The sequence below is a fragment of the Lawsonella clevelandensis genome (assembly GCF_001293125.1).
GTDB lineage: Bacteria > Actinomycetota > Actinomycetes > Mycobacteriales > Mycobacteriaceae > Lawsonella > Lawsonella clevelandensis.
Genome location: NZ_CP009312.1, coordinates 1219903 through 1236345, shown reverse-complemented (window position 1 = coordinate 1236345; position 16443 = coordinate 1219903). Strand labels below are relative to the sequence as shown.

Genomic DNA, 16443 nt, shown 5'->3' with positions numbered 1-16443 from the left:
TTTAGCCCTGTGGCCGTTTCTTCTACCCCTGGCGCTTCTCCTGCGCACTAAGACTGTGCACTAAGACTGTGCAGTTGCCCCCGCCCGAAACACTCGGGCGGGGGCAACTGCTATCCTCACACACTGCACACAGGCAGTGTACGGATCTACTAGAGGATCATCGGAATCTTGCAGGACGGGATCTGCCTTACCCCGTTGAGCGAAAGCAGGGTCTGGACCACCATGCGGGGGAGAGAGACGACCGGAGTGGTGAAGTGCGTACCAAGCGGCACCTGCTGGTAGACGGTGTTGGTACCGGCCTTGCAGTAGCGCTGCCACAGGGCCTTATCCTGGTCCGCTTGGAAGAGAATTTCGTCCGTCGTTCCGTGGATGAGGAGGGTGGGTGCCTTCGGTGCCCCTGGATAGTAGAAGGATGAGGAGTCCTTCGCAATCTGCATCATGGTTTTGAAGGTCGTGGACTTGAAAAATCCGTCCTTCACCATGTACTTCAGCAGACCACCGCCACCAGCCACTGTGGAGAACGGCATGCATAAGTTACGGCTAGTCTTTACCACGGTCTTGCCGTAGGGTGTCAGCCAGTGCTCCATGTGTGGAACCATATCCCCGTATTCACGGATAGCGCCGACGATGAAACTCACTAGGAAGCCTGCCCACGGGCTGGGTACCTTCGAGAAGTCTCCATAGAGACCCAGGCTGTGGGCCAGCTTGATAAAGTCAGGGGCACCTTCGTTGACGATGAACTGCTCGATATAAGGGGTCAGTTCAGGGGCGTAGTGGGGTTGTTCGACCGCCGCGTAACCGGTCTGCAGCCCGCCATGGGAAATACCCATAGAGACAAAGTGGGATTGGCGCAGCGGGAAGTCTTTTTGCTTGTGAACCATCCGCATGGAGTCCAGCAGCACATGGGAGGCCAGGCGGTTGATGGCGTAGGAGTTACGAGGCCCTTCGGCATCCGTGAAGAGCACGGGGTGCCCCAGAATGAGTGCGGCGGACATGATCTGGATAGGGCTGTTAACGATGCCCCAGGAGTCCGGCTGGTTGAGCTGCGTAGTAACTTTACACTTAGGGCCAGAAGAGTTGATGAACTGGTTCCACTGCAGAATGTTGGCGTTTTCCTTGGCATGCGGCGGCAGCACCAAGGTGGCGGTGGCCGTCATCGGATAGCCGCGGGAATCGTAGGAGACGAACGCGTATTGGATGGCGCGGGAGCCCGGGAAGTAGGCCTTGGACCATATGGATTCCCGCTTGCGGATGATCTGGCCCTGCTTGTACCCCTTGCGGACGTAGCGCCAGGCGTCGTCCTTCATAAAGGGGTCATCGTCAAGGTCGCTGGCGACCCATTTCGGCATTGCCGGGCGGGGGCCCTTCTTCAGTTTCAGCTTCAGCGGTACCGGGCGAAGCTGATGGGCGATGAATTGGGATTGTTCAATTGTCATTCCGACTTCGGGGTTTCCGAGGTCAAGTGGTTTGTCGGCAACGTCGAAGTTGCTTGCCCCGGCTACCCCGTAGCCAAGTCCGGCGACCATGGTAGCGGTGAGGGACAGCGAGAGAATGATCTTGCTGACCCGCCTACGCGGCTGGGACATATTCGTAACCCTTCTTCCAAAATGTTCCATCACTACATGCGGAGAACATCATTAGTCACACAAGTAACATATGTAACATTAGTAACAATACGCTGCTTTGGGGCGAAAACGTGCAGCGGAATGCCAAGTCTCAGCAAAAAATCCTGGATTTCTCCGCAGAGGCAGGCTTCATCACACAGTCTTATCGCACCGACTAGTATCCGTAGGAACACCCCATACGCACCAAACGAGCAGCCGCCTCCACCGTCATCCACCCGGACAACTGCGTCGACATATCCTGCTCAGCAATAGCCGAGCTCCCAACTGCCCCATCAACTTTAGTCGCACGCCCCGCCTTCTTATCGAGCTGCACGACACGCAACGGCAACTGGGCAAGATCATTCCACTTCGCAGAGAACAACATCCCCTCCGGCAGCCACGCCGCCGTCTCCCACGCCGCCTGCGCGTTCCGCATCACCATCCGCGCCGCAGCCTGCTGGACCTGCTGCAACCGGCCACCCCACAAAGGCACACCCGGCGCAGCCTCCACCTCCGGCATCCGCCGAGCCACGTCCGCCAAGTAGCGCATCAAAATCCCCTTGAAGAGGCCGCCGTCACCGCCCCCACCGGCCAGTACAACTCCTGTAGGAGAGAGCAGCGACCGCTCACACGCCTCTACGATTTCACACACCCGCCGCAGATGCTCCTGCTGCTTCACCCCCTCCGAGCGCAACGCCAACTCCATCTCTGCCCCCATCGCCACCCCCTGGCAATAGGTGTAAATCTTGTCGATGCGCTGCTCTTTGCCCTCAACCAGGCGCAGACCATCCGCATACAGCCCCTGGTAAGGGCCATCTTTCAGTTGCAGCGAATGGTACATCCAGTCACAAATCCGCTCCGCCAGATCCTGCCCCTGTTTATCGCCGCAGCGAGCCAAGAATATTGCCGCCGGACCATTCGCCGGAGTATTCCAGAAGTCCTCCCCCACCCGCCACGGTATGGCGTACTGCGGGTTGTAAACCTTCTCAAACTTCTCCCGCACCCCCTGCAATGCCTTCTCGTAGCCCAGCACATAGCCACGCCGTTCCGCCCGCTGCACCGCCACAGCTACCCAGGCAAGGTCGTCATAGTACGGGTTGTGGCGCCAGCCACGGCCGTTCAACCGATAGTGGGTACGCGCCAACTGCCGCAGCAGCCGCCGGTTCCGCGGAGTCTCCGCCCTGTCCACCGCATCCACCATGCAGCCAATCAGGTGAGCCTGCCACCAGAAATTCCAGCTGCCAGTAAAACGCTCCCGAAAGAGAAATGGCCACGCACTCATGCCGGTGGCAGTAAACGGTAGGAAGAAGGACCGCACCAGGTGGCGACCCAGTACGCTTTGCTCCGCAATGGCAGCACGTTTCTGCCAATCCGAGGTGCGTGCCCAGGAAGGGGCTGTGTGAAGTTCGGAGGTGGCCATCGCGGCGCATCCTTTCAACAGCGATAGTGTTACCAGGCGGCAGCAAGATCTGCGTGCTGTGCTATCCAAGCATGCATCACAATACCCGCCGCAACGCCAACATTGATACTGCGGGTAGATCCAAATTGGGCGATAGAGACGAGTAGGTCAGCCTGCTGCCCCGACGCATCAGAAATACCTGGGCCTTCCTGGCCAAACAAGAGGAGAGCACGCTCCGGGAGAGGGGTAGTTTCTAGTGGGGTGGAGCCGGGCACATTGTCCACAGCTACTACGGTGAGCCCAGCATCGTGTGCCCAACGGATGAGCTCCTCCACCGTATCGTGGTGCTGCAGATGCTGGTAGCGATCCGTCACCATGGCTCCCCGCCGGTTCCAGCGGCGCTTGCCCACAATGTGTACCGTCTCCGCCAAGAAAGCGTTGGCAGTACGCACGACAGTACCAATGTTCGCATCATGCTCGAAGTTTTCGATGGCGACGTGGAACGGGTGGCGGTGGGTATCGAGGTCAGCAATGATGGCATCGCGCCGCCAATAACGGTAGGCATCCACCACATTGCGACGATCCCCTTCTGCCAGCAGGGTGGGATCGTAATGGGGGTCAGTAGGGAGAGGCTCCCCCGGGTGTTCGAGGGCCCAGGGGCCGACACCATGGCGCCCCTCTCCCCACTCGGTAGGGCCAGGGGCGGAATCGGTGCTCGAGGTGAGGGGTGCGCTGGGGTTAGGCGAGTCCGACATCTTCCAGGCTCAGCAGGTAGCGGTACTCCAGGCCTTCAGCGTTGATAGCATCCTCTGCGCCAGTTGCGCGGTCCACAATGGTGGCGACACCAACCACATCGGCACCCAGGTCGCGCAAGACGCGGACGGCAGTCAACGGCGAGTTACCGGTGGTGGTGGTGTCTTCGACGACCAGCACCTTCTTGCCCACCACATCCGGGCCTTCTACCTGCCGCTGCATGCCATGCTTCTTCTTTTCCTTGCGGACGGTGAAGGCGTTAATGTCACGCCCGTCGGCATGCATGATCGCGGTGCCCACGGGGTCGGCCCCCAGGGTGAGGCCTCCGGCAGCAACGTAGTCCCAGTCTGCGGTAAGTTCGCGGAGGAGGGAGCCGATGAGGAAGGAGGCGCGGCTGTGCATGGTGGCGCGACGCAGATCGACGTAGTAGTCGGCTTCTTTACCAGAGGAGAGAATGACGTTCCCGTGGACGACGGCGAGTTCTTTAACGAGTTCAGCAAGTTCGGCTTTTGCCTCGGCGTTAACGGGGTGATCAGCAGGGTTGAACACTGCAACCATGAAGGGCGCCTTTCTGGGGTGTGGGAACTCCCGCAGGTGAAACCCGCGGGAGTTGTGTCCTATGGCTAAGCCTAGTGGCTAGTTGTCGTCGTCAGAAACTTCCGGCTGGGCATGGTGACGCCCAGCGGGGGTATCGGTGTCGGCAGCGGAGGGACCGTTCTCCGGCTGCTCCCCGTCCTCATCGCGCAAGCGGGAGCGGCGGCTGGTTTTGCCCGGCATGAACCAGGAAGGGCGAGCCATGGCGCCGTCCTCGTCGTCTCCGCGGGCGTGGCGGCCGGGCTCACGCGCCCCATCGGGGTTAATGATGGGGAACTGGCCGGTCTGCATGGTGGAGGGTTCTCCGTCCCGGACAGCGTGGGAGCCGGTGGAGACAGATTCTTGCGGCTGCGGGATGGTGACGGCCGGGGTGGGGGTCGTCTGCGCGGGGGGCTTCTGCTCATCCCGCTCCGGGTAGTACGGCTGGGCAGGGTTGACAATAGGCAACGGGCCAGTTTCGGCCGGGGAGGCCGGCTTGACGAAGGAGATCCGTGGACGGATGTCCTCCGGAGAGGCAGCGAGCGGTGGGACGGCGGAGCGCCCACCTAGTCCGTCGGCAGCAGCTACGGCTCCTGCTGCGTCGGCATCGACTCCAACTTCTCGGCTGGGGAAACCGTCAGCGAACGGTTCAGCGGAGAAATCGGTGGGACGTTCCGGCGCGTCAATCGTGTCGTCTCCCTCAGCTGCGTCGCCTGCCTGCTCTACCACTTCTGGTGCGACCGGCTCGTCGAGCTCATCAATGGTGGCGCCAGCCTCGAAGGGGCCTTGCTCAAAGGCGTCTTCGCCGAAGTCCTCGTCGGTGTAGTCAGCGTCGTCGGGACCCTCGTAGGTGTCCTCGTCTGCCTGGTATTCTTCTTCGTCGTCTTCGGTGTCGTCGATGAGGTCTTCTTCAGCGAGCCCTTCTTCGGCGAGTTCTTCACTGGTGAAGTCTTCGGTGGCGACGTCCGCTTCGGTTTCCTCCGGCTCGTCGCCATCGATCGCGGCCAAGGTGGCAGCTTCTTCGTCGGTTTCGGGCACAATATCGAACTCGGCGGTGGTGGGGGTAATCCACTCGTCCGCGGCCGGTACGTCCTCTACCTGGGTTTCGCCCGGGAATTCGTCGACGGTGTCGACGGCTTCTGCCTCCGCGTAGGCGGCGAGGGCGTCCGCTTCGACTTCAATGTCCTCGATGTCGTCGGTGTCTTCAGTACCCACATCGCTGCCGTACAGATCCTCGCCCATCAGGCGGTCTGCTTCGGCAAAGTCTGCTTCGGTGACGAAGGTGTCGTCAGCATTGCGTTCGTCATCTGCGGAGAGGTCGGCGAAGGCGACGTGTTCCTGTGGCTCCCACGAGCCGTTGAGCAGCGCGCTTTCATCAACATGGTTGACGGCAAGTTCGCCAGTGGGTTCCTTGTCGGGGGCCCAGATGGGGGCGGGGGTGTCGTCGTCATCGGCAGGGAGGGTAACGAAGTCGTCTTCGGCCAGCCCTGCAGAGGTGTCGGCATCCAACTCATCGCCGTCGTCGCCGGGCAGGTCTGTGTTCTCGTCGCTGGGTAGGTCGGGGACGACTGTCAATCCGGCCAGGCCACCTGCCACCATGGCTCCGGTGGCAGCACCAGCGGCTGGGGTGAAGGGAATAACATTGTCCGGAAGCTCACTGCCCGGCTGCTGACTGCCCGGCAGGTTGAGCAGGTCGTCGGCGCCGTCAATGCCGTCATCCACCAGGTCGTTACCGTCCAACAGGTCATCGTCGGCGGCGTCGATCGCCACAGATTCATCGGCAGCTACTGCTGCGGCCAGCTCTTCCTCGGTGATGGGTTCATCGATGTCGGCAGCGGCGGCCAGGGCGGCAGACTCGCCCTCATCTGTGGGCTCACTCTTGTCGGCGGACTCATCCTCCTCCCAGATGGGGGCAACCGGCTGATCGCCCACCACGGTGAGAGCGGCAGTGTCGGAAATCACGTCACCCTCGGCTGGCTCGTCGCCAAAACTGCTACCCACGAAGGCGCCAGCGCCAGCAGCACCGACCCCACCGGCTACCAGACCGGCCAGGGAACCGTCAGAAACGGGAACATCACTGGGGAACCCAGGGTCGGCGGGCAACAGGCCAGCTTCTTCTGGCTCAAAGGAATCTGCGTCGATGGGGAGAGAGTCGGCATCAGTGCGGTCGGCGAGCGGGCGGGTGGGGCCCACACCCTGCAAGCTGAGGGACTCTTCCTCGCCTTCTTTGGGGGGTAGCACACGCAGTGCATCGTTGAGATTGGCCAACCAGTTGAGGACGTAAGGGAGCTCCTCGTTGATCTTGTCGTCCGGGTCAATCTCCACGTCCACGCCGTCATCGTCCAGCGGCAGCAGTGCAGCCGACCAGTAACCTTCGGACCAGGCCATGGCCAGGTCGGTGGGATGGTTATCGAGAATCTCCACCAGACGATCATCGGTGGCGCGGATCATGGCGTCCACATCGGAGGAGTACACCTGCAGATCGGTAGCTTTTCCGGACTCGTCCGCATCCTCGTTGGGCTGCGGGTGGATCTCCACCACCACAGAGGAGGCGGTATCGCGTTGTACTGCCACAATCCAGCCGTCATCCTGCACAAAGATCAGGGCGGGATGACCAGCGAACTCGCCGGTGGCCGGGTCTTTCGGCTCGCTCAGCCCACCGTCGGAGGCAGGGCCGTGTTCCCATTGGGAGACGGCGGCGTGCACACCTTCTGCGTCAGGCCGGAATCCCAGCTCATCGCCCCAGCGGGACTGCTCAGGCGCATCGGTTGAGGGCTGCCGACGGGAGCGGATGGCACCCACAATGGTAAGGACAATGCCAATTGTGCCTACCACGGCGGCCACGATCAATAAGATCACGGGAACTGAAAACATAGGTTTCCCCTATCTGCGGGCAGTACTCAGTATTAACGGTACTGTGTTTCTGCCCTGTTTCGGAGCTTTTTCACATGTTCGGCAGCGATTCTCACCGATAGTGAAACGTGCCCACTGCGGGAAAAGTGGGCACGTAGAAAGCTACGGACGGAAGCCTCGGGAGGCCGGACGCTCAGGATCCAAACACCATTGCGACCAACCGCCCTCATACAGCGAAGCACCAGGTAGACCAGCGACTTCCAGGGCAGCAATGGTATGGGTGGCCAGGTTGCCGGAACCACAGTAGACCGCAACTTCCGAGCCGCTGGTGATACCCAGGCCCTCAAAGCGATCAAGCAGGCTTTCGAAATCCAGGAACTTCTGATCGGGACCAAAGTTTCCGTAGGTCGGCAAGTTATGGGCACCCGGGATGTGGCCCAGGCGAGCATCGTTGTATTCGAAATGGCCCTGGTAGCGGCGTTCCGAGCGAGCATCCAGCAGAATGCCGTGCTGTGGCCAGCTCTTTACCTCATCCACGCTGATGGTGGGCATGCAGGGCGTATCGGATACCTCGAAGTTACCGCGCAGCGGAATGATGCCGGGACCCGTCAACGTGGGCATACCGGCGTGCTCCCAGCGCTGTAGGCCACCATCCAGGAAGAAGACATTCTCGACACCGGCGTTGCGGAGAATCCACCACGCGCGAGCCGCCGAGGTCCCGGCCACAGAGTCGTAGACCACTACATAGGATTTCTTGTCGATTCCCCATTTACGGGTGAGCTTCTGCACCTTCTTCTTCGAGGGGAAAGGACGGCGACCATTTCCGGGGTTGTGGACACCCGTGAGGTCCTGCTCGAGGTCCACATAGATGGCATTAGGGATATGGTGCTCCAGATAGTGGTCGTAGCCACCCACCTGATCGCGATACCACCGCACGTCCAGAATCACCGGTGCGTGGTTCGAACTGATACGCGCCTTCAGCCACTGCGGGTTAACGAGGATACTCATGCACCCTATTCTACTGGTCGAGGAGTCTTTATTCATCTCTCTACAAGTGAGCACGCCGGGCGAGCCCAACTTTGTAGGTTGCGGTTCGATTTCAGATTCACTCTTGGAACATCCGTAACAGCATGTATTGTTGTAAATAGCCATTCCCCAGGTGAATGGTTATTTTGTGTCCCTGCACTAGGGAACGCTAATCGCCTAGAGATACGAGAACGGAACGGAGAGCCCATTGAAATTCTCGTCAGCCATGAAAGCGGTCGCTGGAGCCGTGGCCGTCTCTCTCATTATGGTCACCGCTAATCCCGTTCAGGCAGATCCGGTTTCATCTCCCTACACGGAGAGTATTAAAGCGATCGCCGAACAGTCGGGCCCCTACGTGGACGCCCACCACCTGCTCCCCACTGATGCCGCCCGCACCGCGCAAGCTGCCCGCGCCGACGCCACCATCGCTGGCGTCACCGACAGCGGCAACACCCTCGTCCTGGGTAAAGGCCACTTCGTCAAGCGCGGCGACAAGCTCGCCATCGTCGGCGAATCCGGTAACACCGTCGTCACCGCCCCTCTCCAGGCCCTCTTTGGCGACCGCGTCATGGACCTCAACGTCCTTCTCAAGGACGGCGGCCGCAGCGCCACCTTCCTCCCCGCGGAGACCTCCTTCCGCCCTGCTCCTATCACCGTCATGCACGCGCGGGAAGGCTGGATCGGCAACGACACCCGCCTGCGTGAGTTCTACGATGCCTGGGGCAAATACCTCAACCGCGCTGAAGTAGAGAACTTCCCGGCCGTCATTGCCGGCGGTGTGTTCGGAGGCATCGCCGGCGCCGCCACTGGATGGGCCATCGGATTCCTGGCAGGCGCACTGGTGGTCACTGGCATGCTGCTGTTCACCCTGGTTCCGGTGGTCGGCTGGGTGGCCTCCCCCTTCGTCTGGCTGGCGATCATCCCCGTCTTCCTGGCTGTATTCTTCGCAGTGGGTACTTCGGCTTCGGCGGCCGGCACCCCCATCGGTTCCCTCCTAGGCACCATGGTGGTGGGGCTCTTCTCTCCCAACGACTCCACCCGCGAACTAGCATTGAAGGCCATCCGTGCCGGCCTTGCCCTCATCTTCCTTTGGTGGCTGCCGCCCTCGGCGGGGGATAAAGTCTCTACCGCGGCCGGCTCGGGAGTTGGGTCTACCGGCCCTGCCTCCGACAATAAAGGCGGCACCATCAATACCGAGAAGGGTGCCAAAGATGACGGCTCGCAGAACGAGAACACTGCCGCCCCGGCGCTATCACCGTCCCTCAACTCGGCGGGCGCTGTTCTCCGCGTCGCCTAGCCACCCCTGCTCTCCATAACAGTACCGCCCCTGCATACTGCAGGGGCGGTACTGTTATGACCAAGACACCAGCCGGCGCCAAGACGACAGCCGACCATCACTGAGTTATGAGCACTCGGCGCACTGCTTGCTGGCGGTATACTCTTAGCTTTCAGTGCGCTGGCCGGTAATCTGCAGGCTTTCCCCGTCGGCAGCCACCGTCACGTGGACCATGTCGCCGTCGAAGATTTCCCCCCTCAACAGCTCCTTCGCCAGCGCGTCCCCGATGGCCTGTTGGATCAGACGGCGCAGCGGGCGGGCACCGTAGGCGGGGTCGTAGCCACGTTCGGCCAGCCACATGCGGGCGGCATCATCCACATCCAGGGTGAGCCGGCGGGCGGACAGACGCTCGGCCAGCTCGCGCAGCTGAATGTCCACAATGCCCTTCAACTGCTCGGGGTGCAGGGCCGAGAAGACGATAATGTCGTCCAACCGGTTGACGAACTCGGGCTTGAAGTTGTGTTTCACCGCCTGCATGATCTGCTCCTGCGTACCACCCGCACCCAGGTTAGACGTGAGGATAAGGATGGTGTTGCGGAAGTCCACCGTGCGGCCTTGCCCGTCCGTAAGCCGGCCTTCGTCCAGCACCTGCAGCAACACGTCGAACACATCTGGGTGCGCCTTTTCTACCTCGTCAAAGAGGATGACGGAGTAGGGGCGGCGACGGATCGCTTCGGTGAGCTGACCACCGGATTCGTAGCCGACATATCCCGGAGGGGCACCGATGAGGCGGGCGACAGAATGCTTCTCCCCATACTCGGACATGTCGATGCGGATAATCGCATGCTTGTCGTCGAAGAGGAACTGGGCCAACGCCTTCGCCAGCTCCGTCTTACCCACACCGGTGGGGCCGAGGAAGAGGAAGGAGCCCAGCGGCCGGTTGGGGTCTGCCACCCCAGCGCGGGCACGGCGGACCGCATCGGACACTGCCTTCACAGCGTCTTCTTGGCCCACCACATTCTGCGCCAGTTCGTCTTCCATACGGAGCAGCTTCTGCCCTTCGCTTTCCAGCATGCGACCGGCGGGAATGCCGGTCCAGGCTTCGACAACCTCGGCGACGTCATCCGGGCCCACTTCCTCCTTCAGCATCATCTGCGAATACTCGCTGGTGGAGGCTTGGGAGTTTTCGGCTTCGGCGAGTTTCTTTTCCGCCTCGGGAATGCGCCCGTAGCGCAGCTCGGCAGCCTTACCCAGGTCGCCGTCGCGTTCAGCACGCTCGGCCTGCCCGCGCAGATCCTCCAGGGTTTCTTTGAGGTCGCGCACAGCCTCGATGGCGTTCTTCTCGTTCTGCCAGCGAGCCGTCAACTGCGCGAGTTTTTCCCGCTCGTCGGCGAGTTCCTGACGAAGTGCCACGAGGCGTTCGCGGGAGGCAGCGTCTTCTTCCTTGTCGAGGGCGAGTTCCTCCACCTCGAGGCGACGCACAATGCGCTCGGCGGTGTCGATTTCCTCCGGGGAGGAGTCGATTTCCATCCGCATCCGAGAGGCAGCTTCATCCATGAGGTCGATGGCCTTGTCCGGCAGGAAGCGGTTAGTGATGTAGCGATCGGAGAGAGTTGCAGCCGCCACCAGCGCGGAGTCCTTAATGCGAACACCGTGGTGCACTTCGTAGCGTTCCTTGAGGCCACGCAGAATACCGATGGTGTCTTCTACGGTCGGCTCTCCGACGTAGACCTGTTGGAAGCGCCGCTCCAGGGCGGCGTCCTTTTCGATGTACTTGCGGTACTCGTCCAGGGTGGTGGCGCCGACCAGGCGGAGTTCACCACGGGCCAGCATGGGCTTAATGATGTTGCCGGCATCCATGCCGGAGTCACCGGTGGCACCAGCCCCAACGATGGTGTGGATCTCGTCGATGAAGGTGACGATCTCGCCGTCCGCATCCTTGATCTCTTGCAGGACGCTCTTGAGGCGCTCCTCAAATTCGCCGCGGTACTTGGCGCCAGCGATCATGGAACCCAGATCGAGGGCAATGAGGCGCTTGCCGCGCAACGATTCTGGTACATCGCCAGAGACGATGCGGCGGGCCAGGCCTTCCACGATGGCGGTTTTGCCAACGCCGGGTTCGCCGATAAGTACCGGATTGTTCTTGGTACGGCGGCTGAGTACCTGCACCACCCGGCGAATTTCGGCGTCACGCCCGATGACGGGGTCGATCTTGCCTTCGCGGGCGCGTGCGGTGAGATCCGTGGAGTACTTTTCGAGGGCCTGGTAGTTGTCTTCCGGGTTTTCGGTGGTGATGCGTCCGGAGCCACGCACAGAGGTGAAGGCTGCCTTGAGGTTTTCCGGGGTGGCGCCCATGGCCTGCATTGCTGTGGCGACGGCATGCCCACCAGTGGCGAGGCCGACCACGAGATGCTCGGTGGAGGTGTAGTCGTCACCCATGGAGCTGGCGAGTTCCTGGGCAGTGTTGAGGACAGTCAGCCCGTCCCGAGAGAGGTTAGGGTTAGCCATGCCTCCGCCGCTGGCTGCGGGGAGGCCATCGACAAGGGACCGTGCTCGCTGAAGAAGGATGGCAGGGTCGACGCCGGCACTGTGGAGGAGCGGCCCGGCGATTCCGTCGTGCTGCTCGAGGAGTGCGACGAGCAGGTGGGCGGGTTCTACGCTGGGGTTTCCTTTAGCGACGGCGGATTGGAGAGCAGCAGAAATTGCCTCTTGGGATTTTGTGGTGAAGTTCTGGGTAGTCATGGGGTTTTTCCTTTTCTCTATGATGAAGTGTGATGATGGGATGCAGAAGCGTCAGATACGTGATGAACTGCGTCTTTAGCACTTCACTATCACTTAGTTGAGTCATTATGACTCATGTTTAATTACACTCTATCAAAGTTGAGCCACATTAGCTAAAGATTTTTTCATAAAACCGGCAGGTTTTTTCTCACACCAGCAGCTATGATGGGCGCATACAGGCAAAGTGGGCCCCCGGAGCGACTGAGAGGAAATGCGATGAGCCGCCACCGTGACGACGTTGCGACCGCATTCGGCCGCCATTCGCGCGGCACAGAACCTGTCACCACCCCCACCACGTACTACACCGTCCTCGGGCCCGCCATCGAACTTCTCCACGCGCAACCCGAGAGCTTTATGCGTGACTTCTACGCCACCGTCTTCGCGCACGACTTCCAGCTCCGCAAACGCTTCCCCACCTTCACCGACCGCCGCACCGTCCGCTACGCTCGCGGCCTCATCTACTTCCTTGAGACCATCGACCAGGCCACCCCCCACCCAGAGCAGCTCGACGGCGTGATGGAATTTCTCAGCCAACTGGGGCGGGACCAGCGCAAGCACCAATTCACCGATGCCGACTACCACATCATGGCCATCGCCCTGCGCGACACCTTCGCCCGGCTCATGCCCTTCCAGTGGAGCGCCGACCTGGACGCCGCCCTGTTGAGCTCCTTCGAGCACGCCATCGACGTCATGCAGACAGCCGCCTCCGCAGAGACCACTCCCCCGGTCTACCTCGGCAATGTCATGGAAGTGCAGCGGCTCACCCGCGACATCGCCGTCATTCGCCTACAAACCGATCCCCCCATCGACTATTTGCCCGGGCAGTACATGTCCGTGCAAATTCCGCAATGTCCCGGCACCTGGCGGTACCTCTCCGCCACCATCCCCGCCAACCCGGATGGCTATCTGGAATTCCACGTACGCGCGCTCGAGCACGGCTACTTCAGCACCCAGGTGGTACAAACCACCCGCCCCGGCGACCAGTGGATTCTCTCCAACCCGCACGGCAATTTGCAGGTGTCGGGAGAACGCCCCGTTTGCATGATCGCCCGTAACGTGGCCTTGGCCCCCATGCGCTGTATTCTGCTAGACCTAGTCCAGACGGGAAAGAACAACCCCCTCGTGGATGTCTACTATGGCACCCGCTATCCAGGCGAACTTTTCGACGCCGCCACCTTGGCCAATATTCAGGCTGCGAACCCTTGGCTCATCGCCCATATTTGCGCAGAGAAAGATAGCGACCCCTGGTGGCTACGCGATGCTCCCCCGCTGCCCCCGAATTTGCTACTGCGGCGAGGTAATCCGCTGGAGTTGGCAGTTGCCGACGGGTGTGTGCACGACCGCGAGATCCTCGTAGGTGGCGGCCCACAAATAGTCCAGCAGGCGGTGGCGAACCTGCCGCGCCTGGGCATTAACCTGGCCGATATTCACCACGACCCACTGGATTAGAGTTCGTACTGCGATCAGTGACGGCTCTTGCGCCAGTACCTCTCGCTACGTAGCACAGCCAGCTTTTCGGCGCGTAGCGTGGCTGACCTCACGTCGTGTAGCTAGACAGCCTTCTCGACGCAAAACTACGCCGACGTGTGCGCTGGCTTAGCTACGGCGACGCGCTTCAGGACTCCACACCACCACCGCTTGGCTGCGGGGAACGTGGACCAGCGCGCTCCCGGTGCGCTGTTGCTGCCGCACTGCCTCGAGTGCCCCCTCCAACTGGTCGACCTGCTCTTGCAGTTCCTTCACCCGCTGGGAGAGCTTCAAGATCCGCTTAATGCCTGCCAGGTTGATGCCTTCATCCTGGCTGAGGTGTTGAATCTCCCGCAGGAGTTCCACATCCTCATCCGAGTAGCGCCGTCCACCTCCCTGTGCACGGGCGGGGATCACCAGGCCGAGACGATCGTATTGGCGCAGTGTTTGCGCGTGCATGCCGGCACGCTCAGCTGCTACCGAGATGACGAAGAAGCTCTTTTCACGTTTGCTCATACTGCACCTGCCCATCCAGCCCGCGGATCAAACCCGGAGCTTTGTTCTGCTTGCGCATAGCTTTTGAGCGCTTCCCTGCTGGCGGCATCCAGGTGCGTGGGGATCTGCACCTTAAGGGTGGCCAACAGATCCCCGGCGGGTTCCTTGGCGGGGGCGATACCGCGCCCGCGGACTCGCATCACCTGGTCGGCAGCACTACCGGCGGGAATGCGGATAGAGACGGTGCCGTCCAGGGTGGGGACGGTGATGGTAGCACCCAGCGCCAGTTCCGAGAAGGACACGGGGACGTCCACCAGCAGGTTGTTGCCGTCGCGTTGGAAGACCTTGTCGGGGGTGATGTTGATCTTCACGAAGAGATCCCCAGGAGGTGCGCCGCGCAGGCCGGCTTCGCCTTTGCCGTTGAGTCGTACCTTCTGGCCGTCTTTAATGCCCGCGGGGACACGAACATTGAGGGTACGGGTGCGGGTAACGACTCCGCTGCCACCACAGTCGGGGCAGGGGTCGTCAATGATAGTGCCGGTACCGCCGCAGTTGGTGCAGGGTTGCGAGAATTGGAAGGCACCTTGGGTCGAGTGCCGGAAGCCTGACCCGTTGCATTCGGGGCAGGTGCGGGGGGCGGTGCCGGGGCGTGCCCCGGAGCCATGACAGGTGGTGCAGGCTGTCTTGGAAGTGATGCGGATTGGTACGGTGGCACCTTTTGCTGCATCCCGGAAGCTAATGGTGATGGAAGTGGTGATGTTGGCACCACCGTTGGATTGCTGCGATGACTCAGACCGGTGGCCACCACCACGGCGTTGGTTAAAGAGACCACCAAGAATATCGCCTATGCCGCCAGCTCCGCCTGTGGCGTTCTGGGTTGCGCCGCCAAAGATGTCGCCAAGATCGCCGATGTCGAAGCCGTCGGCGCCGTAGGTGTAGCTGTGACCGCCGCCGGGGGTGAATCCGGTGAAGCCACCGGCGCCCTGACCATATCCATTGCCGAATCCCCCGGGTGCGCCGAAACCGCCTTTTCCCCCGAACCCGCCGAATCCTGAGGACAGCATGGCACGGAGTTCGTCGTACTCTTTACGCTCTTTCGGGTCGGAGAGAACGGAGTTAGCTTCGCTGACTCGTTTGAAGCGTTCTTCTGCGGCTTTGTCGCCAGGGTTGGCATCGGGGTGGAGACTGCGGGCGAGTTTTCGATACGCCTTTTTGATCTCGTCTTGGGTAGCGTCTTTGCTGACGCCGAGTTCCTTGTAAAAGTCCTTATCGGCCCATTCTCGCTGCATGGCGTCCCCTCCTCTCTAGGCTAAAACTAGTGCTGTCGATAATATCTAAGCTTGAGTCTATACTACTCAACTTTATCTGTATGCTCATAACTGGGTCTCATGAGCCATGGTGGTCTGAGCTGTTCTCATAGTCGTGAGCTGGACTGTCCTCACATAACGTAGTGGCGACCCCACAGGGGAGGCCGCCACTACGTACGTTATGAGATGAGGTTACTTGTCTGCGCCAGCAGCGTCGGACTGTTCCGCCGCGCTTGTCTCGGTGGACTCGTCACCATCCGAAGCAACAGCTGTGCCCTCGTCACCACGGACAATCACCATGGCTTCGCGGAGTACGCGGTCGCCGAGGTTGAAGCCCTTGCGGAGGACCACGCTCAACACCTTCTCCCCGTCGCCGCCTTCATCTTGGATGGCAGAGTGGCGGTTAGCGTCGAACACATCCCCGACCTCGCCAAACTGAGACACGCCCTGCCCTTCCAGGATGGTCGTGAATTTATCGGTGAAGGCCTTCAGAGGGCTTCCCTCGGTGACATCACCGTGCTGGCGGGCCCGCTCAACATCGTCGGCGAGTGCCAGCATGGCGGTGACGACACCGGCTTTGCCGTTGTCTCGGGCGATGCTGAGGTCACGCTCGACACGCTTGCGGTAGTTGGCGAATTCGGCGGTGACACGCTGCAAGTCCTCGGTGAGTTCTTGCACCTTGGCCAGCAGTTTGTCTTCGACCGTGAGCTCCTCTTCTGCAGTAGCGGCGGCCTGGCCGGCTGCGTTGGAGTCACTCGCGGTGTCGGCACCATCCCCAGTAGCGACGGCAGTATCTGCGGCGTCGGCAGCTGGGTTGGCGTCGGCAGCGGTGGCGGAGGCGTGCAGATCCGAGGTGTCGTCAGCCTGCGGCTGACCCTCGGTGGGATTCTGAGATGCGTCCGTCATGTC

General features: G+C 61.2%; 12 protein-coding genes. 2 read left to right on the top strand and 10 right to left on the bottom strand.

The genetic code is table 11. From position 1 onward, the window contains the following. Window positions 1–149 precede the first annotated feature (149 nt). The 6 genes from IY73_RS05215 to IY73_RS05190 all read right to left on the bottom strand — a co-directional run bounded on the left by IY73_RS05215 (window position 150) and on the right by IY73_RS05190 (window position 8190). Window positions 150–1586 (bottom strand): lipase family protein, encoded by a 1437-nt coding sequence (locus IY73_RS05215; protein WP_053962165.1) that lies wholly within the window; start codon window positions 1584–1586, stop codon window positions 150–152. 193 nt (window positions 1587–1779) lie between these two features. After that, window positions 1780–3024, bottom strand: coding sequence for a glycoside hydrolase family 76 protein (locus IY73_RS05210; RefSeq protein WP_053962164.1), 1245 nt, complete (start codon window positions 3022–3024; stop codon window positions 1780–1782). Between the two features lie 29 nt (window positions 3025–3053). After that, window positions 3054–3758, bottom strand: a complete 705-nt coding sequence (locus tag IY73_RS05205) for a TrmH family RNA methyltransferase (protein WP_053962163.1) — start codon at window positions 3756–3758, stop codon at window positions 3054–3056. Then, window positions 3742–4314, bottom strand: a complete 573-nt coding sequence (gene pyrE / locus IY73_RS05200) for an orotate phosphoribosyltransferase (RefSeq protein WP_053962162.1) — start codon at window positions 4312–4314, stop codon at window positions 3742–3744. Before pyrE ends, IY73_RS05205 begins: the two co-directional genes overlap by 17 nt. Before the next feature lie 78 nt (window positions 4315–4392). Beyond that, window positions 4393–7203, bottom strand: a complete 2811-nt coding sequence (locus IY73_RS05195; RefSeq protein WP_053979021.1) for a type III secretion system chaperone family protein — start codon at window positions 7201–7203, stop codon at window positions 4393–4395. A gap of 141 nt (window positions 7204–7344) precedes the next feature. After that, window positions 7345–8190 carry a sulfurtransferase gene (locus IY73_RS05190; protein ID WP_053979020.1) on the bottom strand — a complete coding sequence of 282 codons (846 nt, stop codon included), beginning with the start codon at window positions 8188–8190 and terminating at the stop codon, window positions 7345–7347. Between the two features lie 226 nt (window positions 8191–8416). Here IY73_RS05190 and IY73_RS05185 point away from each other — a divergent pair, with 226 nt between their 5' ends. Continuing rightward, a complete protein-coding gene (locus tag IY73_RS05185) occupies window positions 8417–9505 on the top strand; it encodes a hypothetical protein (protein WP_148565059.1) in 1089 nt (362 codons plus the stop codon). Window positions 9506–9649: 144 nt separating this feature from the next. Here IY73_RS05185 and clpB read toward each other — a convergent pair whose 3' ends face one another. After that, window positions 9650–12226: an ATP-dependent chaperone ClpB gene (gene clpB / locus IY73_RS05180; RefSeq protein ID WP_053962158.1), complete on the bottom strand. Its 2577-nt coding sequence runs from the start codon at window positions 12224–12226 to the stop codon at window positions 9650–9652. 255 nt (window positions 12227–12481) lie between these two features. Here clpB and IY73_RS05175 point away from each other — a divergent pair, with 255 nt between their 5' ends. Then, complete coding sequence (locus IY73_RS05175) at window positions 12482–13714, top strand: FAD-binding oxidoreductase (protein ID WP_053962157.1); 1233 nt, start codon at window positions 12482–12484, stop codon at window positions 13712–13714. Between the two features lie 147 nt (window positions 13715–13861). Here the strand turns inward: IY73_RS05175 and IY73_RS05170 are convergent, their stop codons facing one another. The 3 genes from IY73_RS05170 to grpE form a co-directional block, all read right to left on the bottom strand. Beyond that, window positions 13862–14248, bottom strand: coding sequence for a heat shock protein transcriptional repressor HspR (locus IY73_RS05170; RefSeq protein WP_053962156.1), 387 nt, complete (start codon window positions 14246–14248; stop codon window positions 13862–13864). Beyond that, entirely contained in the window at window positions 14245–15516 is a 1272-nt protein-coding gene (dnaJ, locus tag IY73_RS05165; RefSeq protein ID WP_053962155.1) for a molecular chaperone DnaJ, read from the bottom strand. Before dnaJ ends, IY73_RS05170 begins: the two co-directional genes overlap by 4 nt. Window positions 15517–15726: 210 nt before the next feature. Next, window positions 15727–16440 carry a nucleotide exchange factor GrpE gene (gene grpE / locus IY73_RS05160; RefSeq protein WP_053962154.1) on the bottom strand — a complete coding sequence of 238 codons (714 nt, stop codon included), beginning with the start codon at window positions 16438–16440 and terminating at the stop codon, window positions 15727–15729. Window positions 16441–16443 lie beyond the last annotated feature (3 nt).